Here is a 25810-nt window from a genome sequence, read left to right on the forward strand (position 1 = left end):
AGTTTATCTACAGACTTCAGTTCGATTAATTTATTCATACTGACTAATTTTAAGCTCGTGAAACTAGCGCGATCGTCATGCTGAATTTATTTTATTAGCAGTTTTTATCGTTTCAAAGGCCTAATAGCTACTTCGTGGTCAGCATCTTTACTGCTAAATAGACCCTGAAATAAATTCAGGGTGACGGTTATGAACGAAAAATGTCTTCAGTATACCTTTAAAAGAATATTAATAATCGAAATGAGGTTACAAGATTATTATTACTCCCGTACAAACCTATAGCCGCAACCTTCAATACAGGGCGGATTAAGCAGCAGCGATTTTGCCGAAACTTTGTAATAATAAGTCAATGGCATTTTATAAGTATTGCTGTAAACCTCCATTCTTATGCTATCCAAAATCTTGAATGCATATAAATCCGGGATGGCATCACCTTCAAATTTACCGGCTTTGTCTGCCGATTTGTTTAGAATAAGGTATTTGGCCTCGCCGGTTACCTTTTTATATCTGCCACTTCCATCACCGGGATCCTGCATCGTTTCGATGAGTTTCCATTTACCATAAACTTCACCAGGTCCATCAATACCTTTATCGGTTTTCTTGCATGATATATACAAAAGACCTGTTGTAGCCAGGATGAGTAATACTATCTTTTTCATAAAGCTTTAATTTACAGCTTATACGGTGCAGAGAATCCAAACGCTACATTGGAATTGTCTTTTAATTAAACATTTTTCTAAATGCCAATGGCGATACCTTCGTTTTTGCTTTGAATAATTTATTAAATGATTGTGGGTGTTCAAAGCCCAGTTCATATGCCACTTCGCTCACTGATAAATTGGTGCCTGATAATTTTTCTTTTGCTTTTTCGATCAGTTTCTGGTGGATATGCTGTTGTGCATTCTGTCCGGTTAGCGAACGGAGTAGATCGCTTAAATAACTTGGGGAAACATTTAAATGATCGGAAAGGTACTGTACCGTTGGTAAGCCTTTAAGCATGGTTACTTTATTGTTAAAATATTCCTCTAACAATTCTTCGAGTTTTTGCAAAAGGCCATTGTTTAATACCTTGCGCGTAATAAACTGCCGTTTGTAAAAGCGGTTGCTGTAATTTAACAACAGTTCGATCTGCGTGATGATCACATCCTGGCTAAAATCGTCAATCCTGCTGTTCAGTTCTTCCTCAATATTCTTAAAAATAGCAATAATAGTGTTTTTTTCTTTTTCCGATAGGTGCAATGCCTCGTTGGCTGCGTATGAAAAGAAACCATAACTTTTGATTTTTTTTGCTATTGGATAAGACAGTAAAAAATCGGGATGGATCAATAAAGTAAATAAGGAGCAAACACTTGAGCTTAAATCCTCTTCATGACCAATAATCTGGTTGGGCGCAGCAAATAATAAACCACCTTCATCAAAATCATAATAACTCTGACCATATTTTAGCCTGCCACTTAATTTTGGTTTATACGAAATCTTATAAAAATTTAGGATATGCGAATTAGGCTGCCCGTTCATTTCAACCGGATGATCTTCATTGTTGATCAAGCTGATCAAGGGGTGTTTAGGCTGGGGCAGGCCCAACATCCGGTGTGCTTCTGTTAACGAGCTGAATTTATAGGGATTATTCTCTACCTTTTTCATATTGATGTGTACAAATATAACCGATTAGCCTGTGTTAATCGGTTATATGGTTGATTTCTGATTAATTAACCCTGCGCTGCATTCGATACGGTTTCCCATTCCTCCCAGGTTGCCATTCGCTCTGCGTATGCTGTACGTATCCATGGCAGGTTATGGCTACCCAGGAAAAAGCGTAAAGGCGGGTGCTCTGCATCAACAATTTTGAAAACGGCCTCCGGTGTTGCCTCCGGATTGCCTCTCTCCAATTGCTGTAAACCTTCAAAAAACTTTGCTTTAAAGTCGGCATATACATCTAATCCGTCTGCAAACTTTAAAGAAGCCTGACTTCCGAATTCGGTGGCATAAGCGCCTGGTTCGATAATGGTTACTTTGATCCCAAACGATTTTACCTCTGCAGCCAGGCTTTCGTGAATAGCCTCAAATGCCCATTTTGATGAACTATAATACCCAATAACCGGTAAAACTACGTGACCAAGGTTGCTGGATGTACCTAAAATGTGGCCATACCCCTGCTTGCGTAATATCGGCAGTGCAGCTTGTATAACAGCTACTGCTCCAAAAATGTTGGTATTGTACATGGCTTTAACCTGGTTAATGGTAGCTTCTTCAATAGTACCTACAAGCGAATAACCCGCATTATTTAAAACAACGTCCAATCGCCCGAAATGTTCGTGCGCCTGTTGAACGGTTTTTTCTACCTGATCGTAATTGGTTACATCAAGTTCCAGGGTCAATACATTTTCTTTGTACTTTTCCTGAAGATCGGCAATGTCCGATAGGTTTCTTGCCGTTGCTGCCACCTTATCGCCACGTTCTAAGGCTGCTGTTGCCCATACACGCCCAAATCCGCGAGATGCACCTGTAATAAACCAGACCTTATTAACTGTTTGGGTATTTTTACCCTTATTTTTCTGTTGATATTCCATAATTTTTATCTGAATAAATGATGGTTCAAAGGTGGGCAAGGTATGATGCTCATTTGTAGCCTAATTGAGGGCTTTTGTAGCCAAAATGAGAAAATACATTAATGGACTAAAGTAGTACCTCTCTCTGGTATCATTTTCTGCACTTTTTTACGGTTCGACCAATAAAACACAATCGGATAAACGAAAAGGTTAAAAAGTGTATCGGTAATCAATCCGCCTATTACCACTATAGCCAATGGCTTTGATGCTTCCGAACCTATTCCGGTTGATAATGCAGCAGGCATTAAGCCAATGGCAGCCATTAGGGCTGTCATTAATACGGGTCTAAACCTACTGGTCACCGCGGCACGCATGGCATCGGTAAAGGTCCAGCTGGGGTGGTGTTTCAGTTCGGCGATGTTGGTTTTAAAACGGGTAATGAGCAGCACCCCGTTTTGTACACAGATCCCAAAAAGTGCGATAAAACCAATTCCTGCTGAAATGTTAAAGTTTACACCTGCAACCAAAAGCGCCAATATGCCACCAATCATGGCAAAAGGAACGTTGTTTAGTACCAATAAAGCATCTTTGATGTTTCCGAAAAGTACAAATAAGATGAAAAATATGAGTAATAAACTCACCGGAACTGCCTGCATAAGCCTGGTAATTGCCCTTTGTTGATTTTCAAAATCTCCGGCCCATTCCAGTGTATATCCCGGTTGCAGATTGATCTTTGCATTTACTTTTTCCTGTGCCTCGGCAATTACGCTTCCCATATCGCGGCCCCTGACCGAAAATTTAATGGCCCCGTAACGTTTGTGCCTATCGCGGTAAATCATACTAGGCCCTGTAATTTTGCGGATGCTCGAAATTTCGCCCAATTGAACATTAGTGCCAGATATGGTCGGAACCCGTAATTTACCGATCGAATGCTCATCGTTTCTAAAATCTTCGGGATAACGGATAATCAGGTCAAATTTTCGTTCGCCTTCATAAATCTGTGTAGCAGCTTTTCCGCCAATGGCCATTTCGATTACGGCATTAGCATCTGCTGTGCTTACCCCATATAAAGCCATTTTTTTCTGATCGAGGTTAATCTGTAATTCTGGCTGACCAAGATTTCTTAGAATTCCCAAATCTTCAATACCATCAACCGTTTTTAAGATGCTTTCTATCTTTTCCTCTTCTTTTTCAATGTAATCGAAGTTTTCGCCAAATAGCTTCACTACAATTGAGCCTTTTACACCCGATACGGCTTCTTCTACATTATCGGAAATGGGCTGCGAAAAATTAAGATTGATGCCAGGGAAGCTTTTTAGTTTTTCCTGCATCCGCTGGATCAGTTGTTCTTTGGTTTGCTTGCGTTTCCATTCTTTACGGGGGTAAATATCAACGTGAAACTCCATGTTGTAAAAGCCTGTAGCATCTGTTCCATCATTGGGTCTGCCAGTTTGCGACATTACCTGTTTAACTTCTTCAAAGCTTAAAAATATTTTTCTCATCTCATTCGAAAGCTTTTTAGTTTCATTTAAAGAAATACTCAATGGGCCAGTAGCGCGGACATAAATCGAGCCTTCATCTAAACTGGGCAGAAATTCTGTTCCCAAAAACTTGAAGCTAAAAACACCTAAAAGCAATATAATAATAGAGATACTAAAAACGAGCTTCTTTTTTTTAAAGCAGAGGTCGTAAAATTTAAGGGTCATTTTGGTAATCCATTCCAAAAAGATATTATGTTTCTCTTTTACATCTTTTTTTAAGAGTACGCTGGCCATAGCAGGTACAAGTGTAAAGGTTAAGATTAAGGCGCCTAATAAGGCAAAACTTAATGTCCATGCCAGGGGAGAGAACATTTTACCTTCTACCTTTTCGAAAGTGAAAATAGGCAGCAAACCTGTAATGATAATGAGCTTTGCAAATAAAATTCCCTTTCCGTTTTCTACGCAAGCCTTTTTAATGAAGCCAAGTTTACTCATTTTGTTAAACCTATCCATTCCCAGTTTTTTTGCCCTTAAATCTAAGGTTACAAAAATCCCTTCAACCATTACTACAGCACCATCTATAATGATTCCGAAATCGATAGCCCCCATAGATAGCAGATTGGCTGACATGCCTTTTAGTTTAAGGCAGATAAATGCAAAGAGCAGGGCCAATGGAATAACAACCGAAACAATTAAGGTGGTACGCCAATCGGCCATAAATAGGAACACGATTAAGGTTACAAACAATATCCCTTCAAGCATATTGCCCATTACGGTATGTACAGAATAGTTTACCAGGTCTTCGCGATCGTAGAAAGGCTTTATTTTTACATCTTTTGGTAATATGCTGTTATTGATCGTATTTATCTTTTCTTTCAATCTGGTAATTACCTCACTCGGATTGCCACCCTTTCTCATCACGATAATGCCTTCTATTACATCAGGATCCTGATCACGACCAACTTGCCCCAGCCTTGGTAAAGCCGACTCTGCTACTTCAGCAATGGTTTTAACATATATGGGAGTGCCATTAACATTATCTACCACCACATTCCTGATTTCATCAATATTGTTGAGCACACCGATACCACGTACTACATAAGCCTGGCCGCTTTGCACAATCACATCGCCACCCACATTGATATTGCTTTTAGATACCGCCTCGAAAAGCTCGGTTGCACTTACGCCATACTGGATAGCCTTTTGTGGATCGACGGTAATTTGATAGGTTTTTACCTCACCACCAAAACTTACTACATCGGCAATGCCAGAAACAGATAAAAGCTCCCTTTGTATTACCCAATCCTGAAGCGTTTTTAATTCGCGGACAGATTTTGTATCACTTGTAAGTGTGTAACGGAATATCTCACCTGTAGGGCCATAAGGTGGTTGTACCTCTGGCTTGATCCCTTCGGGCAAATTAGCCTCATCAAGGTGATTATTTACCTGTACCCGGGCTTCAGCATAATTTACATCATCCTCGAAATTTACTTTTACGATAGAAAGTCCAAATAACGACGAAGAGCGGATACTGGTGCGTTTTTCGGTTGGGTTCATGGCAATTTCGAGCGATCTGCTCACAAACTTTTCTACCTCTTCGGCGCTCCGGCCCGGCCATTGGGTAATAATGGTGATGTTGGTATTGGTTACATCAGGAAATGCATCAATGGCAGTGTGTTTAAAGCTTAAATAACCTGACAGGATTAAAATAAAAGTAGCAAAAAAGATAAAATACTTATTCTTTAGCGCAAAGCCGATGACGCCTTTAATGAATTTATTCATGATGTATAATCTAAGGGATGAGAAGAATTTATTGCGTTTTTAGGCTTTCGAATAAGAAAACCTGTTTAGATGCGATAACGTGATCGCCGGCATTTACGCCTTTGCTGATGTAGGCTTTATCGGCAGTTTTACGGCCAATTTCGATTTCCTGAATTCTTATTTTATGATCTTGACCAAGAACGAGTACGTAATTTTTGTTTTCATCGAAAATTATGGCCCTTGAGTTTAAAGTGGGGAGATTTACGGCCGAATTTGCCGAAACCTTTACCGTTCCAAGCATACCTGGTTTTAATAAAAAACCTGGATTTTGGATAACCACACGTGCATTTATTACCTTACTGTCTTGATCTACCTGATTGTAAAGTTTCTCTATTTTACCGCTAAAAATTTTATCGGGATAGGAGAGGGTTGATAGACTGACTTCATCGCCGGCATTTACACGTGAAATATCTGATTCGTAAATATTAATCATTGCCCAAACATTAGCGAGATCGGCAATGGTGAAAAGGCTTTTGTCGTTATCGCCACGCAAATGCATGTTCTGGGTAACATTTTTTTCGATCACAAAACCATTGATAGGAGATTTAATAGCATATAATCCTGCACTGCTGCCTCCATTAAGTTTTAATACAGAGCTGGCCCTTTTTGCTTCTGCTTTTTTGATCTGGTAATCGTTTTTGGCTTCTTCCAATTCTTTTGCAGATGATAAACCGCTCTGAAAAAGTTGCTCAGCCTGTTTTACAGATCGCTCTGCATTTTTAAGCTCTGCATTGGCTGCAATAACTTCCTTATCAAAACCAGCCATTTCAGAACTGTTAAGGGTTGCCAATGTCTGTCCGCTCGAAACCTGGTCACCCAATCGGACCTTAATGCTGTTTACCGTTCCGCTTACCATTGGGAAAAGTTCAGAACGGCGCTCTTCATTTGCGGCAATTTTGGCCGAAAACATGAGTTCGGTCTTGCTGTTAGCCTGCTGTACCGTATCGATCAGCAAGCGGCTGATCAGTGAATCGGTGATGGCAAATTTATCATGAGGTGCAACTGTTTTGTGTTCGGTACAAGCAAAGAACAAACTGGTTGACACAATAATTAAAGTGTTTTTATAGAGATTTTGCATAAGATTTATTTAAAAATATTAGAACCGGTTACATAATTGAGTTCAGCACGGGTACTCATTCTTTCGAACTGGAGTTTGTTCAGTTGCAGCGTGTTTTCTTTGTAGGCATCGTAGAGGTCTAAAAATTCGATCAGGCTGATGTTTCTTGCCTTGAAATTTTTGATTAGACTTGAAATGAGTGTGTTAAAATCGGTACTAAAAACCGGATCAATCTCTGCGTATAATTTTTCGTTGCGTAAAGCAGTTTTGTAGCTGTTAAATACTTCATTCTCGAGCAAGGCTTCCTGTTTTTTGATGTTTAGATCAGCTGCTGCAATACCGATATGAGCTTTTTTTATTTCACCCTGGTTTCTGGAGAAGAGGGGAATGGGAATCTTTAGACCTAAACCGGTATATTTTTCAGGATAATTGCCCTTGAGATCATAACTCAGGCCAATTTCTATATCGGGGATGGCCATTGCTTTTTGCAGCTTTAAATTACTTTCGTTATACAGCAGGTCGGTTTTGGCCAGCTTAAGGTCAGCACGGTTGGCTCTGGCCGAATCAAGCAGCGTGCTGTAAGGAATTTTATCAGGCGATAATGGAGTTGCCTGATCCAATTCCAATGATATGGAAGTTCCTGCATTAATACCACAGAGCAATTTTAAGTCTTTATAGTTGTCTTCCAGCTCATTCAATAGTCCTGCTTGCTCGGCTTTGAGGCTGATCAATAATGATTTGATCCTGATCACATCCTTTGTGGCAACATTGCCCATTTTTAACTGGAGATCGTAAGCTTTTAATAACTGATCGGTAGAATAGATCTGTTCCTGGTAAACTTTAACCGATTGCGCAGCGAAATAAGTTTTGTAAAAGGTATTAGCTAGCTCGAATTTCAGTGTCCTTAGCAGATCAAAATATTCATATTCTGCTAGTTTAACCCCGGTTTGTGCCAGTTTGATGTTTTTATTACGCTTGCCTGCCAGTTTAAACAGCTGCGAAATTGATCCGGCATATTGGCCATGGGCATAAGAGGTTTGCAGGAACTTTTTTGTTTCGTGGTTGTAAAAAAGGTTTTCGTACTCAAGGGTAGGGTTCTCAAACAATTTGGCGGTAATAATTTCGGCCTTTGCCCGATCGATCTCATAATTACTTGCCAGGAGGTCGAAATTATTTTTTAAGAAGAGGCTTTCTGCCTGACTCAAGTTTAAACTTAGGGTATCGGTTTGTGCTAAAGCTGCTCTGGTTGTTAAGGTTAAAGTGAAAATGATCAGCGTATATATTTTTTTCATCTGGCAAAGCTATCTCGACCGAATTAAAAGCGGATTAAATGGGGCTTAAAAGGGGATTAAAGTTGCAGATAGAATTGTTATTTCCATGCTTGCGCTCGTTTCCAAACGAGCGCATAAATAGTTACACGATTTTATCGCGTTGTAAACGATATTCTATTACGCTCGTTAGAAACGAGCGTTAACAGGGGAGGCGGACGGATTATTTGCTAAAGCTTTGATAACTTCACCGTAAAAGTGCAACCGCCTTGTTTAGGGTTGGTTGTGGTTATTTCTCCTTTAAGCAAACCGATAATTTTTTGTGCCATATAAAGCCCCATTCCTTCACCTTTATGTCCATGCGTTTTTGCCCGGGTATAAAAGGGTTTGAAAATATTTTCCTGTTCCTCAGTGGCGATACCCATTCCATTGTCGGTAATGTGAATGAGTAAATCATTTTCAGTTGCTTCAATAACAACGCTTACCTGTTGGTTATCTGAAAATTTAAAAGCGTTCGAAATGATATTATCCAAAGCAATCTGTAATAAAATGGCATTGGCCAATATTTCAGGTTTTGGATCAATAGGATTTTGATAAGTAATTTTAAGATTGAGGTTTTTCTGCGATTTCCATTCGGTTTGAATTTTGGAAAGCAGATCATCAAGTTTAATCGGAACAAGTTGCGAATTGATCAGGTCGAGATCCATTTTTGCCAGGGCCACTAATCCGGTAATAATGTGTTCCATTTTTTCTGCATCCTCGAGCATCGAAGCAATCACCTTTTGATAAGCAGTCTGATCCCTTTCTTTTGACAGGGCAAGTTCGGCGGTCATCATGATCCGTGTTACAGGAGTACGAAGTTCGTGCGATGCATTGGCTACAAAGGTTTTTTGCAGAATAAAAGCCTGTTCGAGCTCTTCCATTAAATGGTTAAAACTTTGGGCAATAAGGTTGATTTCATCTTTGTTATTATTTTCCTCCACCCTAAATTCCATGTTTTGAGCGCTGGCCTGTTTCACTTCGAGCATAAACTTTTTCAGCGGTTTTAGCATTTTCTTCGCAATCCACCTGCTTAGTAACAATACGATAAGCGAAATAAGGATAAACACAAAAATCATGATCTTCAGTAGTTTATCCAGCCTATTGTGAGAGCCCTGGTCGTCGGCTGAAGCCAGGATTACAAAATCGCCCTGGTTATCTTTATAATAAATACCCACAACCTGCCGCTGACCGTCGGTATATTTTAATCGCCCTTTTTTGCGCACTGCATCAATGGTAGCTGAGGTCCAGTATTGCGCAGTATCGCCGATGAAAGTTGCCCTGTCCTTTTTGTCGTAAATACGAATTACTTCGCTATTTAACTTTTGAAGGTATTTATGGCGTACAGTGTTTAACGCATCCCGACTAATTTCATCAGCTTCGAGGTACAGTTTTGCGGTAACCATAGTACGGTCGGTTAGGCGTTCGAAGAAATCGGCCTCCAAAAATTTCATAAAGGTAAAATACACCGTACAGAGCACAGCGAAGAGCATCGAAGTGCTGATCAGCGTAAAATACAGTGCTATACGATCCTTTATTTCCATTTACTTCAGGATATATCCCATATTGATTTTGGTGTGAATGAGTTTCCGTTCAAAACCCTTTTCAATCTTTTTCCGCAGGAAATTAATATACACATCAATTACATTGGTTCCGGTTTCGAAGCTGATATCCCAGGCTTGCTCTGCTATGAATTGCCGAGAGAGTAACCGATTGGGGTTATGCATAAACAGTTCGAGCAGGATAAATTCTTTTGCGCTTAATTCGATGGTTTTTCCTCCACGGCTTACTTCTTTACTGTAAGTATCAAGCACAAGATCTTCGAAATATAATTTGCTATCGGTTTGGGTAGTAACAGTAGGTTGCCTGCGTAAAAGTGCTGCAACTCTTGCCAAGAGTTCTTTCAGGTGGAAAGGTTTTACCAGATAATCATCTGCCCCAGCCTCTAGGCCCGTAACTTTGTCATCTATGGTGCCTATGGCGGTAAGCATCAATATTGGCGTTTGTACAGTATTTTTTCTGATGTGCTTACAAAGCTGTATGCCATTAAGGCCGGGCATCATCACATCAATAATGAAAAGATTAAAGTTTTGTCCCAAGAAAAGCTCCAGCGCATCAGTTCCGTTGGCAACGGTAAGTACCTGATAATCGTTTTCTTCGAGTGCCGACTTTAAAAGTTCGGAAATTTTAGGGTCGTCTTCAGCTATTCCAATCTTTGGCATCCTACAAAAGTAACCATCCCATCTTAAAATGGGATTAAAATGGATGGCCTTTCTGTTATTTTGGACGATTTTTTGGGCTTAATTTCGTTATTGCGAACTGACGAAAGGGCGCGTAGGAGTGAAGCACCTGCGGAGCAGGCTTGGATACCTTTAAAACAATAAGTTACAAATGAAAAATAATTGATACTAAATGTAGAACTCAGGTAATTATAGATTGTTTCGGCTTTTTCATATCCCGCCTCACCATTCTGAATACGGAGGCAATTTCGTTTCGGTCTGTGGGGCCACAGACCGAGGGACAAGGCCATGTTTTACAACAAAGCCCTATCCAAGTGTACATAACCGCCATCTACATGAATCAGTTGGCCAGTAGTATGACTAGATTTATCTGATAATAAGAATACGGCCGTATTGGCAATTTCATCCACACTGGTCATTCTGTTTTCAAAAGGGATTTTATCGGTAATGTTTTTGAGTTTTGCATCACGGTCTTCAAAAGAGTTAATCCATTTTTCGTAGAGCGGTGTCCAGGCTTCGGCCACAATAATGGCATTTACGCGGATGCTATAAGGTAGTAACTCTACAGCCCATTCTCGGGTTAAGGCATTTCTGGCGCCGTTCGATGCCGCGTAGCCAGATGTTCCGCCTTGCCCGGTTTCTGCAGTCTTGCTACCGATATTTAAAATAGAACCCTTACTTTGTTTAAGCGAAGGCAGGGCATGTTTGGCTAAAAGATAATAATGCACTACATTTTTATGTAGCGATTCCATAAAACCTTCGTAAGTGCCACTCTCGAGGCCTACACCATCGTTAACCCCGGCATTATTCACTAAACCATCAATTCTGCCGTACTTGGTCAGTATGGCATCAATAATGGCTTTACAGTGATCAGGAACAGTAAGCTCTGCTGTAAAATAATCAGCTTTTAAGCCTAAATCTGTTATTTCCTGAAGCATTTTCAGGTTATCGCTTTCATTACGGCCAATAATGATAGGGAAAGCATTTTCAATGGCCAGGGCTTTAACAATTGCCGCGCCAATGCCTTTTGCGCCACCACTCACCAAGATTATTTTGCCGTCTAAATTTAAATTCATATTTGGTTAATATTTTTGTTTTATTATTTGAACCACAGAGAACGCATCGTTTTCACAGAGAACACGCAGTATAAGTTGGAAAGTTACGTCATTCCTTCCTAGATTGGGAATCTTAATGCCAAATACTGGTGCTTTAAGATTAGCTTCACTGAGCACTCCGTGGTTCCGGTCTGCACGGGAATGACGATTTTAAACCCATCTACATCTTCTATCCGTTATGTATGCAATTACAGGCTAACCCCTCTTTTCCATGGAATAAAGTCATCCTGGTTAAGTTGTACAGCTTTGGGGATTTCTTCGCCGCTGGCTACTTTAATACAGTATTCCAATATATCCTCACCCATTTCGTTAATTGTTTTTTCGCCATTAATTACCGCTCCTGTATCGATATCGATAATATCACTCATTCGTTGTGCCAGAATTGAATTGGTGGCCACTTTAATGGTGGGGCAAACCGGGTTTCCGGTTGGCGTGCCTAAACCGGTAGTAAATAAAATTAAGGTTGCGCCGGCAGCAGCTTTGCCTGTGGTTGCTTCTACATCGTTCCCTGGTGTACATACCAAGCTTAAGCCTGGTTTAGTAGCAGGTTCGGTATAATCTAAAACATCTACAACAGGAGAGGAGCCTGCTTTACGTGCAGCACCGGCAGATTTTATAGCATCGGTAATTAAACCATCCTTAATGTTGCCCGGAGAAGGATTCATATAAAAGCCAGAGCCAACTTTGTGCGCCAGATCATCATATTCAGTCATTAAGCGGATAAACTTTTCGGCAGTTGATTGATCAACAGATCTATCAATCATTTCTTGCTCTACACCACAAAGTTCGGGGAACTCTGCCAACAAAACCTTGGCACCTAATGCTACCAATAAATCAGCACAATAACCAACCGCAGGATTTGCTGAAATGCCACTAAAACCATCGCTTCCGCCACATTTTACACCCACACACATTTGGCTTAGCGGTGCTGCTTTACGCTCTTGTTTATTAATGAACATCAATCCTTCAAAAGTACTGCGGATTGAATTTTGGATCAATTGCTCTTCGCTTTGGGCTTTTTGCTGCTCGAAAATTAAAAGTGGTTTATCAAAATCAGGATCAAGTGCAAATAGATCACGTTTAAAATCTGCTACCTGCAAATGCTGACAGCCCAAACTTAATACCGTTATACCGGCCACATTGGGGTGGTGGGCATAGGCTGCCAATAATTTGCTCAGCGTATCTGCATCCTGGCGAGTTCCGCCACAACCGCCATTATGCGTAAGGAATTTAATCCCATCCACATTTTTAAAGGTACGGCTGGCTTTATCTACTTTAGGTTCAAAGCTAATATTATTAATGTCTTCACCCTTTTCAAAGGCCTGAACCAGTTTGTGGGTGTAAGATTTATATTTAGCATCTACCGCATAACCCAACTCACTATAAAGCGATTCTTTAATGATATCCAGATTTCTGTTTTCGCAAAATACAGTCGGGATAAACAACCAATAGTTTGCGGTACCTACTGCTCCATTTTTACGGTGATAGCCATTAAAACTGCGGTTGGCATATTTACTTACATCTGGTGCTTCCCATTTGTAATTAACATTGCGATAAGCAAATGGCTCTGCGGCATGTTTGGTATTATCTACGTTCATCCGCATGCCTGCTTTTACATCAAACTGCACCTTTCCCACCAAAACGCCATACATCACTACTTCATCGCCTGCTTTCATGTCCCGCATAAAAAATTTATGCTTAGCTGGGATTTCATCAACAGTAACGTAAGTATTTCCCTCGTGCAGTATTGGAGTGCCTGCTGGCAAATCTTGTAACGCAACTAAAACGTTATCAGCATTGTTAATCTTGATGACTAATTTTTTCATTGTCAATTTATACTTCTAAACTTATTTCTTTTTCAATATGATTGGGTTTCCACCCTTTCCACCCAAAGTAAAATACCACTAAAAAGCATGCAAATGGTACCAAATATCCGTATTGTATATTGTGTGTTGCATCTGATATTAAACCTAAAACCGGTGGTAAAAAAGCACCACCAACAATAGACATTACAATTAATGATGAGCCCAGTTTTGTATCCTTACCCAAACCTGCTATACCCAATGAGAATATGGTTGGGAACATGATCGACATAAAAAAGGCGACACCGATTAAAGCGTAAACGGTAATCATGCCACTTGCAAAAATAGATATGAGGGTAAGTACAGCACTGATTAATGCATAAAGCATCAACAATTTATGTGGAGCTATAAACCTCATGAACACTGTACCGATAAATCTTCCACCCATAAAAGCCAAACCTGCCGCACCAGCGTACCATTTTGCTTCATCCTGACTAATACTTGCCGATGAGGTAACGAAACTGATAAATAAACTCAATACGCAAACCTGTGCACCTACATAAAAAAACTGACCGATAATGGCCCAGCGTAAATGGCTATGGCCTAATACATGACCAAAACTGCTTTTTTCTTGGGCATTTTCTTCTTCCTTAATATCGGGCAGTTTGGTGAAAATAAACAGGATGGCTACCACAATAATCAGTATACCCAAAATTAAATAAGGCGCTTTTACGGTTGAGGCTTCTTCAAGCATGTAAGCCTGTTTTTCTAAAGGCAACATTTTCGCCAATTGAGTATCGGTATATTTTACTTCGGTAAAAATAAATTTACCACCGATTACCGGGGCTAAAAAAGCAGCGAAACCATTAAATGATTGAGAGAAATTTAAACGCTGCGTGGCTGTTTCTGGAGGTCCTAGTACGGTAACATAAGGATTAGCCGCTGTTTCCAGGAAGGTTAAACCACAGGCAATAATAAAAAGAGCGCCTAAAAAGAATATATACTGTGCGGTATTGGCTGCCGGTATAAATAATAAACAGCCTGCGGCGAATAAAACAAGACCCAATATGATACCGCTTTTATAACCGTACTTGCGCATAATGTAGCCTGCAGGTAATGCCAATAAAAAATAGGCGATAAAAACAGACGAATCGACCAAGGTAGATTCGAAAACATTTAGTTGAAAAGCTTTGCGCAAATGCGGAATCAATATAGGATCGAGATTATGGACAAAGCCCCAGAAGAAAAATAAGCTGGTGACTAAAATTAACGGGAATAGATATCCTTTGCCATTTTTTGGTGGATCGGATACTTTAAAGCTCGGAGGTGTAATTTGGCTCATGTTTGTTTGGTTATAAATGGTTTATGTAGGTTCTGCTAAAATAAAAATAGTTAAACATCTGGCACCTTGGGCACCGATTACCAATAATAGTTCGATATCGGCTGTTTTAGATGGTCCGGTGATGAATGCTCCATATCCCTGGCTGTATTTTTAATACTAGTAATCATCTAACATGGATGGCAAATAATCCAACTTTCATAAAATGTTTTTGGCTAGTTGTTGCGTTACAAATTAAACCGTTAAGCGTTAATAAAAATTTAGCTTTATTACCTAATTATTAAATGATATTGGCTCAATTTTTTTCATTGCAAAATAATTTTGCATATTAGATTGATTTTTTGAGATTTTATGAAACCGCATTTACTTAATGTATCTACCAATTCGGTAGATTCTTTTAGCGCTCGAAGAGATATTATGCCCGATATAAACAACCGCTGGCATTACCACTCTGCATTAGAATTAATCTACGTTAAAAAAGGTAGAGGAACGCAGTTTATTGGCGATAGTATTAAGGATTTTAAGGATGGCGATGTTGTTTTACTGGGAAGCAATTTGCCTCATTACTGGCGCTTCGACCCTGAATTTTTTGATGAAAAAGCAGGTGAACCGGTTGATGTTTATGTGATTCATTTTAAAGAGGATTTTTTGGGTACAGGATTTTTCGATCTTCCTGAAAATCAGGAGATCAAAAAAGTGTTGCTGCAATCGCAGCAGGGAATTCAGCTACAAGGAATCTCGAAAGAGAAAATAGCCAGTTTAATGCCGCAGATTATTGAGGCAACTGGTACGATGAGGATTATAAAAATACTTGAAGTATTAACAGAAATAGCCAATTGCGAAGAAAAAAACATATTGGTTTCGTTAGGGTTTAAACCAAATTTTTTAGAGAACGAAAAAGATAGAATCCAATCTATTTATAATTATACCATCAATAACTACAAAAATAAAATAGAACTAAAAGAAATTGCAGCGGTTGCTAAAATTAGCCCTAATTCGTTTTGTAAATTCTTTAAAACTAAAAGTAGAAAAACATATACGCAGTTTCTGAACGAGATAAGGGTAGGGCAAGCCTGTAAATTATTGATCGAAAATGATCTAACCGTGAAAGAAATCTGCTACGACTGCGGATTTTATAACTTTACCAGTTTCCATAAATATTTTAGGGAGATAACAGGCAAAACCCCATTGAAATATCAACAGGCTTTCTCAAAGCAGTAGGGTTTTTGATTGTTGGGACTGATAACGAGCATTTATAGCCCCGATTGCACGGAAAGCCCGGAGCGAAGCATGAGTAAGGACTTGGAGTAAAAGCGGGACAGCATTTGCCCAAGAACCACTAGCTTTGCGCTTCAAAAAAATAAGGAGGATGTCCTGAAATTTTTTACGTCTTTAAATTAGCAGGATGTGACAGATTTATAGGTACTCGATTTTAAATCTACCTTGCCTGAAATTTGTCTCTATACTGAGTCGGCGTCATCCCGACTGATTTTCTGAATACTTTCCTAAATGCTTTTGGATCATTGTAGCCAGAGTTATAAATGACCTCTGTCATTTGCTGGGCCGTTTGCTCTAATAACTTTTTAGCGGCTTCGATACGGGTTTGTTGAAGATACTCGATAGGGGTAATACCAATCACCTGTTTAAATCGCCGCACAATATTTCTTCTACTGGAAGGAATATCTTTGATCATCTCTTCAATGGTGGCCACATCCTGATAATTATTTTCAATTTTTTCTTGCGCAGAGGCAACAATATCATCATTGTGATGACGGATAGGCTGGAAAGTACTAAAGTATAATTGGTTTACGCGGTCCATATCGATTGCAAAAATTTTAGCCACCTTAACGGCCATGTCTTTCCCGCAATGAAGCTGTAAAAGGTGCAACAATAAATGAAAGGTAGAGGTTGCACCACCACTTGTAAATAACTTGCCATCCTGAGTTACCGTTTTATCTGCCTTTAAATGAACCAAGGGGAATGCAGAAGAAAAGGCAGAACAGGCATCAACATGTGTGGTGGCGGCTTTACCATCCAACAGTCCTGATGCTGCAAGTAAAAAAGCCCCTGTACAAAAGGTAGCAATTTCGGCTCCTGCTGCATGCTGTTTGCTTAACCATGGGATGTAGACGCTGTTGGCTCCGATGCAGTCTTTAATATCGTTAGTTGCAAATGAAGGAACTAAAATAAGTTCAAACTGCCCGGCTTTTTGCAAAGGAACACAGGGATGGGTACTAAAATTATAATTTTTATCGTCGAGGGTAATTAAACTAATGTTAAATGGCATTTCAAGCCCATCTTTTCTGTAAAAACCATTAACAGTATCAAATACATCTAAAATAGCGGCTATGCTTAATAATCTGAAATTTTGGGGCAATAAAACACCTACTTGTATCATTTGGTTAAAATTAAGGTATCGTAAATATATAAAAATTGTCTGAAATGCCCCTTAAGATTGACTTTTACGGCAAGGGTGTTCATTTGAATTAACAACTAACTTTATTCAAGTTAAATTACCTAATTGATAACGATATGAAAACCACACCAACAAGTAGCAGGATGTATGGCTTTATAGTTCTATACGAAATGCAAACAGATTTTTTGTTAAGGGCTTTAGCTGGCATAGACCAAAAGGACGCCCAAAAAAGATTAGATACTAAAGCAAACCATATTGCATGGATTACAGGTAGTGTTGTACATGGCCGCTATTTTTTAGCTAAATCATTCGGCATCGACCTCCCATCTGTAACCGACGAACTTTTTGCCAGCAACAAAGGTATTATTGATGATGCCACTTACCCGTCTCTTGAAGATTTCATTAAAGATTGGAAAGAAATTTCTCCAAAACTACAGGAAGCTTTGACCCAGGCTACCGACGAGAAACTGGAAGAGAAGCTCAGTATTCCCGGAATGGAAATCACACTGTTTGAAATGATCAGCTTTAGTAGTTACCGGGAAGCCAATTGCATTGGGCAAATTGCCTTGTGGCGCAGATTATTAAACTATCCTGGAATGAATTATATGTAAGCCATGGAGAAAATAATTAGAGAAGCCGATGAGACCTTGTCGGCATTGGAACATGAGTTTTCAAGATTTAATGCCCCACAGATTAATGAGGTGCCTTTTGAAGGGAGCTGGACTGCAGGACAATTGGTTAAGCACTTGGTTTTGTCGAATTCGGGCTTCCTGGAAGTAATTAATGGGCCGGTAACCGAAACGGATAAACCTGCAGATTTAATGGTAAAAGAAATTAGAAAAGATTTTTTGAATTTCGATGTGAAGTATAATTCTCCTAAAGAGATTTACCCTGAAGATGGGGCATATAGCCAGCCTGAATTATTAAAAAAATTAAAGCAGATCAGAGCGGGGATATCAGAAGCGGCAAGGGGCTTAGATTTAACTAAAACATGTACCGCTTATGAGTTACCTGGATATGGCTTTTTAACCCGACTGGAGGCAATTTATTTCGTGATTTACCATACGCAAAGGCATGTACATCAATTGAAAAATATTTACAGCGAACTAGATATCAATTGATTTTAACTAAATTTATGAGAAACAACAGGCTTAATTTATTAAATCCTTATATCGGTAAATGGAAAACAGAAGGTTTAACAAAATCTGGTGATGTAATTACCGGGACTGATACCTACACGTGGGTTGATGGTGGTTTTTTCTTAACACACCAGGTAGATGTTGTGTTCCGCGATAAAGTGGTCAGATCGTTAGAAATTACACATTATGATGATATGGAAGATGTTTTTAGGTCGCAATCTTTCGATAATGAAGGTAATATTTCAATATCTACCCTTAAAATTTATGATGATATCATTTTAATATTTGCCGATAGGGAAAGGTTTAAAGGTAATTTTAAAGCCAATACCATTGAAGGAACATGGGAACAATTTGACGGCAAAAACTGGGTACCATGGATGGATATAAAGTTGACGAAAATGCCTTTGTAACCTCTTGCTGAACTTGTTTCAGCATCTTAGCAGAATAGATCCTGAAACAAGTTCAGGATGACGACCGTACATAACAAGAACATAAAAAACAAATAATAATAAACAGCCCTAAAGGGATAAAAACAACAAAACAATGGCAACACTTAACACTTATTTAAATTTTAACGGTAATACCGAAGAAGCATTTAACTTTTATAAATCTGTTTTTGGGGGCGATTTTGCCGTATTACAACGTTTTAAAGACTCACCTGGGTGTGAAGGTATGGCAGTAGGCGACCAGGAGAAAATTATGCACGTGGCCTTGCCAATCGGTGGCAATGTACTCATGGGAACAGATATTACCGATCCAATGCCTGCATCTACTTTCGGTACCGGAATCTCACTATCGGTTGATGCGGGAAGCGAAGAAGAGGCAAACACACTTTTTAATAATCTTTCTGCTGGTGGAACAGTAACCATGGCTTTAGAAAAAATGTTCTGGGGCGCACTTTTTGGTATGGCTACCGATAAATTCGGCATCCAGTGGATGGTGAATTACGATTATAATAAGAAATAGTTTGGAGCCTGAAGTTCAGCGCCCAAAAGCATGAGTCTTTAGTCAATAGCTCATTGTTTGATGCATTGTTGCAGGATAGAGATGCTATTGCACTAATAACTAATTAAAAACTTTTATTATTTTTAAATATAGAAACTAAAACCAATCTAATATGAAAATTGCAGTTATTATTGTGCGCGTGCTTCTAGCCGCCATGTATCTTTTTGCTTCTGTAAGTTATTTTCTTAATATGATGCCTAAGGCACCGGAAATGACAGCAGCACAAACGAGTTTTATGACAGGTATAATGGCCTCAGTGTACCTCTTTCCCTTAATCAAGATCACTGAATTGATATGTGGTGTGATGTTATTGATCGGTAGAACAGCACCCCTGGCATCAATCATTATTTTCCCTGTTACCTTAAATATTTTTCTATACGGTGTATTTTTGGGGCAGCCAAAAGATATACCAATGGGAGCAGTAATGTTGTTGGTTAATTTGTTCTTACTTTATGCTTACCGTGCAAAGTATCTGCCTATCGTTTCAAAGTAAATTTTGTAATTTTTAAAAAATCTCATACTTTTTGTCTTTATTTAGTGTTTCGATATAAGGTGTAATGATTATCTTTAAAAACTAACTAGAAATAAAAAATATGAGAAAGCTACCATTTTTAATGCTGCTCTTTATAGCGGTATCATTTTCTGCATTTGCACAGAACAAAGATGCTATTGTAGGCAAATGGCTTAATCCATCTGGTGAAGGCCAGATAGAAATTTATAAAAAAGGCGATAAATATTATGGTAAATTAGCGTGGATGAAGGAACCAAACCTAAATGGTAAGCCTAAATTAGATGCTAAAAACCCCGATGCCAATCTACAGAAACGTGCTTTGTTAAATCTCGAAATATTAAAAGATTTTGTTTATGATGATGGCAAGTGGACTGATGGAACGATTTACGATCCCAAAAGTGGTAAAACCTATAGCTGTAACATGACTTTAAAAAGCGCCGATGTGCTAAATGTTCGTGGTTATGTAGGTATTTCACTATTAGGACGATCAGAAACTTTTAGACGGGTAAAATAATCAATTAGATGAAGAAAATTTTATGGTGCCTTTTATTGGCACCTTTTTTTTGCGCTGCGCAATCGTATTCCTTTAAGCCCTTAAATGAGAATACCAAAACCAGTTTACGCGGATTAAGCGTAGTATCAGATCAGGTGAGCTGGGTAAGTGGTAGTAATGGATTGGTAGGTAAAACTACTGATGGTGGTGTAACCTGGAAATGGTTAAAGCCAAAAGGGTACGAAAAAATCGATTTCAGGGATATTGAAGCGTTCGACGACAAACAGGCTATTATTGTGGGTATTGCCTCGCCGGCCTATATCCTGAAAACCATTGATGGGGCGAAACCTGGACAGAAAACTATAAAAATGTAGATTCAGCTATATTTTTAGATGGGCTAAGCTTCTGGGATAAAAATAAAGGACTCATTTTCGGCGATCCCATAAATGATAAAATGCAGTTGCTTAAAACGGTTGATGCAGGTAAGACCTGGCAGGATATATCTGCAAACCTCAAAGCTAAATTAACCAAAGGCGAAGCTAGTTTTGCGGCCAGTGGTACAACCATTAAAACATTACCTGGTGGCAAAACCTGGATTGCATCAGGCGGAACAGTATCTAACATTTACTTTTCTCCGGATTATGGGCAAACCTGGCAGGTATTTAAATGCCCGATTTTGCAAGGCGAGGGGAGTACAGGTCCTTTCTCTATCGATTTTTTGAATGAAAAAAATGGTGTAACTGTTGGCGGAAACTATGTAAAGGATAAAGAAAATACCAATAATATTCTTTTAACCAATGATGGCGGCAAAACCTGGCAAAAGCCAGCTACCCCAGTTTTAGGCTTCCGATCGGGCGTAACCTATATTAACGCTAAAACCTTAATTGCCACGGGTACTTCAGGCACGGATATTTCTACTGATGGCGGACAAAACTGGAAACATATTTCCGATAAAAGTTTTAATGCTGTTCAAAAAGCCAAAAAAGGTAAACAGATTATTCTGGCAGGAGAAAAAGGCAATATTTATCAATTGGAGATTAACAAATAAAATTTCAATCCTATTACGTAGCAGTTTTATTGATTAAGCATCTAATCAATAAAACGATTCAATAAATAAAAAAGATTGAAGTATCGAGATTGATAAAATTTTGTTTCTTTGCTATCAACTAAAACTTTAATTTAAACACACATACTCGCTCGATGGATTTTTTGCACACGATTTTAGGTGACGATATACAGGCCGGATTATTAATTATTTTAAATTTAATTGTGATCGAAAGTTTGCTTTCGGTAGACAATGCTGCTGTTTTGGCAACTATGGTAATGGATCTGCCAAAATCGCAAAGAGAAAAAGCCTTAAAATATGGTATTATTGGTGCCTATATATTTAGAGGGATCTGTTTGTTCCTGGCAGCATGGTTGGTTAAAATCTGGTGGCTAAAACCACTTGGCGGCTTGTATCTGTTATACCTGGCTTTCGATTATTTTAGAAAAAAGAACAGTAAAAAGAACGAGGAAGAAGAGGAAGTAGATAAAAGCAAAAGTTGGATTTACAAATCTACCGTTGGTTTGATAGGTACTTTTTGGGCTACAGTTGCTTTGGTAGAGGTAATGGATTTAGCTTTCTCTATTGATAATGTTTTTGCTGCGGTAGCTTTTACCGATCATATCTGGTTAATCTATATCGGTGTTTTTATCGGGATTTTGGCTATGCGTTTTGTGGCACAGGCCTTTGTAAAACTGATGGAAAAATTTACCTTTTTAGAAACGGTAGCATTCATCGTAATAGGTGTTTTAGGTATTAAACTTACCTCATCGTTAGTCACGCATTTCTATCCTGAATCGCCAATTTCGCATGCTATTGAAGGCGAAAAAACAGATCTCTTTGTTTCAATTTTTACGGTTGCCATTTTCATCATACCAGTATTAACGTCCTTATTGTTTAACTATCCCAAAAAACACAAAAGCGATATCATCATTTCGGACGATGCCGAAAAGGTATTGGATAAATCTTAAACGGGAGCGGATTGTACAGGAATTGCAATATAAAAACGATAAATTAAAGAGTAACGCTGCGGTTTTAAAAACAGCCATTCCGAATGAAGTTGTTAATTTATTGGAAGATAGTTACGGTAAAATATCAGATATCAATTTCCTGAACCACCTCAATAATTTTGATGTTCAATCGAATATTTTGAAGACCATGTTAAAGACGGATTTGTTTTAGGTTGATTTTTTGCCACCTAAGACACCTGAGCGCAGCTAAGAAGTATCGTGCAGATTAATTATCACTGTCGCAAGAAATCGTCATTGCGAGGAGGAACGACGAAGCAATCTTGCAGCTAAGGGTTTATGCAAGGTTAGTTAAGTTTTTTGGAAATCAGTTCCAGTACTTTTCGGTATCGGCAGTCCCGCTTTTTATTCCAAGTCCTCGCTCGTGCCTCGCTGTGGGCTTTACATTACAATCGGGTTTAAGGGGCAGAGTTAGTGGTACTATTAAGAGATTCCAATTCTACCTGCCAACATTGTTAATAAACAGAGCGGAATAGCCCGCAACGCAGTGAGGACTATAAGCGATGGCGGAGCTGCAGCACCTGTGAAACACCGGAAGCAGGCTTTCCAAAACAGAGAAATCGTTTTGCGTAGAGGATGATGGCCTACCCCCGACTTTTCGGGAAAACAATCTTATAACGTTCGTTAACCAGCTTTTCGCATTAAGATTGCTTCGTCGGCTGAAAAAGCCTTCTCGCAATGACGATCTTATAATTGGAAATTGTCATTACCTCGTTAACACCGCCAGTTTTTGTTTAAACAGATCAATTGTTCTGCTCCAGGCCAGTTTTGCTGCGGCTTCGTTATATCTGGTAGGAGACGTATTGTTGTTAAACGCATGGTTTACGCCATCGTAGATATAAATTTTGTAATCAATTTTATTGTCTTTTAAAGCTTGCTCATAGGCAGGAATCCCGGCATTAATGCGTTCGTCCAAGCCCCCGTAATGTAGCATTAAACTTGCTTTAATTTTAGGAACATCGGCCGCATTGGCCTGTGCGCCATAATAAGCCACAGCAGCCTGCAGTTTAGGATCGTTAACCGCTAATTTATTGGCCATTCCACCGCCCCAGCAAAAACCAACACAACCTACTTTACCATTTCCGTCTTTTCTTTTGCGTAAATAATCCAGGCCCTTCAAGTAGTTCTGCAAGTTTTTTTCAGGATCTAATTTGCCAATTAATTCACGCCCTTTATCTTCATCCGCTGGCGTTCCACCAAGTGGCGAGAGAGCATCAACACCCAGAGCCAGGAAACCTTCAGCAGCGATACGTTTGGTTACATCAATAATATGTGGATTTAATCCTCTGTTTTCATGAATAACCAATACACAGCCCAAATTCTTTTTACCTTTTGGTTTGGCCAATACAGCTTTCATTTCACCATCAACACCAGCGTAGGTAATATTTTCAACATCGATATCATCAGTGTTAAAATCTGCTGCAGCGGCATAATTATTCTCCAGCATTGGCAGAATAGTCATGGCCAATGCTGTGCTGCCCGCCAGGATAGCCAGCTTTCGCATAAAATCTTTTCTACTTACCTGGCTGTGGGTATACTCATCGTACAGGTTGATTATTTTCTGATCCATCTTATTGATTTTGAATTACCTTACAAGATAAACAAGGATGTTGAGATTTGAGCTAGCATTGCCTAAAAGTTACAATACATTTCTTCCCATTTTTTAATCAGCGTTACACGGTGTTTTGTATATCGTGGGGTTAAAAAATTATTAGACCAATCATCGTAATTATCATAAAAGAATTTCAGGAAGAAGATGTGAAAGGTGATACCCAGATATGGAATGGCTTTTAATTCATCGTCAGTTAATGGCCTAACTTGCTGATATGCATTTAAAAAGGTGTCGAAATCCTTTTCTGCCTGCTCTTTGGAAATTAGGTTATTCAATTGATGGAAGAAATAATGGTTAAGGAACGACATTAAATCGTTTATCAGGTAACCTTCTCCTGCAAAATCGAAATCAAAGAAGGTAATTTTTCCTTGCTCATCAAAATGGAAATTTTTAGGGAAGAAATCATAGTGGCAATAACCATAACTAAATTTTGATGTGTCGAATTCTTTAAACTTTTTAACTACTTTTTCTGAAATGTTGCTCAAATATTCATATTCTTCTTTCATTTCCGAAAAACGAGGTTCGAGATCTTTTAAGGGCTTAAATAAAGTAGTTTCAAAATCGAATATCGGTCTAGGGTTATTCAGTTTTATTGATGAAGTGGTTTGATGCAATTTAGCTATATCGTATCCTAACTGAATAAGGTGCTGATGCTCGAGGTCTAAAATCACTTTCCCTTCAGCAAAAGAAAACAATACACCATTCCGTAAGCCCTCAATGGCATTAAACTGTTGAATCTGTTTCCCTTCTTTATCAGTTATTGGATAAGAAACCGAATTTCCATTTGTTTTTAAAATGTTAAGTAATTCTACTTCAGCTTCAATTTCGTTGCGTTTACGGTGGGCATTGCGGTAGATTTTGAAGATATATTTCTGACTCGGATTCTCCAGAATATAAGTATCACTAACGTTCCTGATTAATAAACGGCATGTTGTAGATAAGTCTAAATGATAGGTTTCAATTAAATAATCTTTTAAAGCAGCAGCTGATAAAGTGGAGTATTGTGCGGGGAAAATGTTCATTATTGTTGTAAAACAGCTTTTATAGCATTTTTTAATCCAGGAATGGTGATTTGTGAACTACCTGCAATGGCATATCTGATTACATGGTTTTTATCGGTGACAATATATGACGGATAGCTTTTTATTTGATAAGCATTGGCAATAGCACGGCCCGAGCTAATTAATTCTGCATATAGCAAAGGTTTTTCTTTTAATTTAGCTGTAGCAGCTGTCTGATCGTCAGTTGTAATTGCAAGGACTAATAAATCTTTTGTGTTATCTACCTGCTTTAGAAAGGTGCTAATATCTGCAAAGGCTTCTGTGCAAGGAGGACAGTTTGCATACCAGAATATCAAAACAATGGCCTTGTTTTCAATCTTTTCTTTTTCATAAAATGCAGTTAGCGTAGAAATGTCTAATGTTTTGCCTTCAGCGATAGAAGAATTATTAATTTTCATCAACTCTTTTATCATTTCATACCTTTTGAATTGTTCTTCTTGAGATATTTTCTTTAAAAAGGCTTTAGTTGTTGGAAGAGATGGATTTCCGTCATAGTTAATTGAATATTCTCCGGTATTCATCACCTTGCTATACTGATAATAGCGGAGTGCTTTCCCCGTTTCATCATATACAATTCTGTTAGTGTCGAGTTTAGTACGCGACATTGATGTGGATACCCTGACTACTTTTTTTTGAACAGATTTTGACGTGTCTTGGGCAAAAATAATGGAACAAGAAAACATTGATAGTAAGAGCGTAAATAGATATTTCATGAGATTTGAGTTTTGTATGCAATTTAACAATTAGTTTTAAGATTAGCCATTAAATAAGATTACCTTACAGCCCTTA

26 protein-coding genes and 1 pseudogene are annotated in these 25810 nt (G+C 38.7%); 11 read left to right on the forward strand and 16 right to left on the reverse strand.

The features are described from left to right. Positions 1-260: 260 nt before the first annotated feature. The 12 genes and pseudogenes from H9N25_RS04975 to H9N25_RS25245 form a co-directional block, all read right to left on the reverse strand. Entirely contained in the window at positions 261-659 is a 399-nt protein-coding gene (locus H9N25_RS04975; RefSeq protein WP_190328142.1) for a hypothetical protein, read from the reverse strand. Between the two features lie 61 nt (positions 660-720). Beyond that, entirely contained in the window at positions 721-1644 is a 924-nt protein-coding gene (locus H9N25_RS04980; protein ID WP_190328143.1) for a helix-turn-helix domain-containing protein, read from the reverse strand. Positions 1645-1709: 65 nt separating this feature from the next. After that, a complete protein-coding gene (locus H9N25_RS04985; RefSeq protein ID WP_190328144.1) occupies positions 1710-2570 on the reverse strand; it encodes an SDR family NAD(P)-dependent oxidoreductase in 861 nt (286 codons plus the stop codon). A 98-nt stretch (positions 2571-2668) separates the two neighbouring features. Then, positions 2669-5812 (reverse strand): efflux RND transporter permease subunit, encoded by a 3144-nt coding sequence (locus H9N25_RS04990; protein WP_190328145.1) that lies wholly within the window; start codon positions 5810-5812, stop codon positions 2669-2671. 28 nt (positions 5813-5840) lie between these two features. Next, positions 5841-6929 carry an efflux RND transporter periplasmic adaptor subunit gene (locus H9N25_RS04995; protein WP_190328146.1) on the reverse strand — a complete coding sequence of 363 codons (1089 nt, stop codon included), beginning with the start codon at positions 6927-6929 and terminating at the stop codon, positions 5841-5843. 5 nt (positions 6930-6934) lie between these two features. Further along, on the reverse strand, positions 6935-8200 hold the full coding sequence (locus H9N25_RS05000) for a TolC family protein (protein ID WP_190328147.1): 1266 nt from the start codon (positions 8198-8200) through the stop codon (positions 6935-6937). Between the two features lie 206 nt (positions 8201-8406). Beyond that, entirely contained in the window at positions 8407-9759 is a 1353-nt protein-coding gene (locus tag H9N25_RS05005) for a HAMP domain-containing sensor histidine kinase (RefSeq protein WP_190328148.1), read from the reverse strand. Then, positions 9760-10437, reverse strand: coding sequence for a response regulator transcription factor (locus tag H9N25_RS05010; RefSeq protein ID WP_190328149.1), 678 nt, complete (start codon positions 10435-10437; stop codon positions 9760-9762). It abuts the gene before it with no gap. Positions 10438-10748: 311 nt separating this feature from the next. Next, positions 10749-11531, reverse strand: a complete 783-nt coding sequence (locus H9N25_RS05015) for an L-fucose dehydrogenase (RefSeq protein WP_167293680.1) — start codon at positions 11529-11531, stop codon at positions 10749-10751. 227 nt (positions 11532-11758) lie between these two features. Beyond that, positions 11759-13396 carry a UxaA family hydrolase gene (locus H9N25_RS05020; RefSeq protein WP_167293681.1) on the reverse strand — a complete coding sequence of 546 codons (1638 nt, stop codon included), beginning with the start codon at positions 13394-13396 and terminating at the stop codon, positions 11759-11761. Positions 13397-13403: 7 nt separating this feature from the next. Beyond that, complete coding sequence (fucP, locus tag H9N25_RS05025; RefSeq protein ID WP_167293682.1) at positions 13404-14714, reverse strand: L-fucose:H+ symporter permease; 1311 nt, start codon at positions 14712-14714, stop codon at positions 13404-13406. A 21-nt stretch (positions 14715-14735) separates the two neighbouring features. Next, positions 14736-14840: pseudogene (locus tag H9N25_RS25245) on the reverse strand (lactate utilization protein B/C); the annotation flags it as partial. A 222-nt stretch (positions 14841-15062) separates the two neighbouring features. On the opposite strand from H9N25_RS25245, the gene H9N25_RS05030 reads away from it, so the two are divergent. Then, positions 15063-15932, forward strand: a complete 870-nt coding sequence (locus H9N25_RS05030; RefSeq protein WP_167293683.1) for an AraC family transcriptional regulator — start codon at positions 15063-15065, stop codon at positions 15930-15932. Positions 15933-16149: 217 nt separating this feature from the next. Here H9N25_RS05030 and H9N25_RS05035 read toward each other — a convergent pair whose 3' ends face one another. Further along, positions 16150-17109, reverse strand: coding sequence for a GlxA family transcriptional regulator (locus tag H9N25_RS05035; protein ID WP_190328150.1), 960 nt, complete (start codon positions 17107-17109; stop codon positions 16150-16152). Between the two features lie 134 nt (positions 17110-17243). On the opposite strand from H9N25_RS05035, the gene H9N25_RS05040 reads away from it, so the two are divergent. From H9N25_RS05040 to H9N25_RS05080, 10 genes are all read left to right on the forward strand, one after another. Further along, the gene (locus H9N25_RS05040) at positions 17244-17738 is read left to right on the forward strand and encodes a DinB family protein (RefSeq protein ID WP_190328151.1); all 495 of its coding nucleotides are present in this window, start codon (positions 17244-17246) and stop codon (positions 17736-17738) included. A 3-nt stretch (positions 17739-17741) separates the two neighbouring features. Next, positions 17742-18248: a DinB family protein gene (locus tag H9N25_RS05045; RefSeq protein ID WP_167293686.1), complete on the forward strand. Its 507-nt coding sequence runs from the start codon at positions 17742-17744 to the stop codon at positions 18246-18248. A 14-nt stretch (positions 18249-18262) separates the two neighbouring features. Then, positions 18263-18676 carry a hypothetical protein gene (locus H9N25_RS05050; RefSeq protein WP_167293687.1) on the forward strand — a complete coding sequence of 138 codons (414 nt, stop codon included), beginning with the start codon at positions 18263-18265 and terminating at the stop codon, positions 18674-18676. Positions 18677-18809: 133 nt separating this feature from the next. Then, positions 18810-19232 (forward strand): VOC family protein, encoded by a 423-nt coding sequence (locus H9N25_RS05055; RefSeq protein WP_190328152.1) that lies wholly within the window; start codon positions 18810-18812, stop codon positions 19230-19232. A 151-nt stretch (positions 19233-19383) separates the two neighbouring features. After that, a complete protein-coding gene (locus tag H9N25_RS05060) occupies positions 19384-19764 on the forward strand; it encodes a DoxX family membrane protein (RefSeq protein WP_167293689.1) in 381 nt (126 codons plus the stop codon). 100 nt (positions 19765-19864) lie between these two features. Then, positions 19865-20296 carry a DUF2147 domain-containing protein gene (locus H9N25_RS05065; protein ID WP_167293690.1) on the forward strand — a complete coding sequence of 144 codons (432 nt, stop codon included), beginning with the start codon at positions 19865-19867 and terminating at the stop codon, positions 20294-20296. Positions 20297-20304: 8 nt separating this feature from the next. Beyond that, complete coding sequence (locus tag H9N25_RS24355; RefSeq protein WP_223833590.1) at positions 20305-20649, forward strand: WD40/YVTN/BNR-like repeat-containing protein; 345 nt, start codon at positions 20305-20307, stop codon at positions 20647-20649. Between the two features lie 80 nt (positions 20650-20729). After that, entirely contained in the window at positions 20730-21323 is a 594-nt protein-coding gene (locus H9N25_RS24360; RefSeq protein ID WP_223833591.1) for a WD40/YVTN/BNR-like repeat-containing protein, read from the forward strand. 152 nt (positions 21324-21475) lie between these two features. Then, entirely contained in the window at positions 21476-22291 is an 816-nt protein-coding gene (locus H9N25_RS05075; protein ID WP_167293692.1) for a TerC family protein, read from the forward strand. Continuing rightward, positions 22263-22502 (forward strand): hypothetical protein, encoded by a 240-nt coding sequence (locus H9N25_RS05080; RefSeq protein ID WP_190328153.1) that lies wholly within the window; start codon positions 22263-22265, stop codon positions 22500-22502. The genes H9N25_RS05075 and H9N25_RS05080 overlap by 29 nt, the downstream gene beginning before the upstream one ends. A 552-nt stretch (positions 22503-23054) precedes the next feature. Here H9N25_RS05080 and H9N25_RS05085 read toward each other — a convergent pair. The 3 genes from H9N25_RS05085 to H9N25_RS05095 form a co-directional block, all read right to left on the reverse strand. Next, positions 23055-23918: a dienelactone hydrolase family protein gene (locus H9N25_RS05085; protein ID WP_190328154.1), complete on the reverse strand. Its 864-nt coding sequence runs from the start codon at positions 23916-23918 to the stop codon at positions 23055-23057. 62 nt (positions 23919-23980) lie between these two features. After that, positions 23981-24982 (reverse strand): phosphotransferase, encoded by a 1002-nt coding sequence (locus H9N25_RS05090; protein WP_190328155.1) that lies wholly within the window; start codon positions 24980-24982, stop codon positions 23981-23983. After that, positions 24982-25734, reverse strand: coding sequence for a TlpA family protein disulfide reductase (locus H9N25_RS05095; RefSeq protein ID WP_167293695.1), 753 nt, complete (start codon positions 25732-25734; stop codon positions 24982-24984). The genes H9N25_RS05090 and H9N25_RS05095 overlap by 1 nt, the downstream gene beginning before the upstream one ends. Between the last annotated feature and the right edge of the window lie 76 nt (positions 25735-25810).

This window comes from Pedobacter riviphilus, assembly GCF_014692875.1.
Taxonomy (GTDB): Bacteria; Bacteroidota; Bacteroidia; order Sphingobacteriales; family Sphingobacteriaceae; genus Pedobacter; species Pedobacter riviphilus.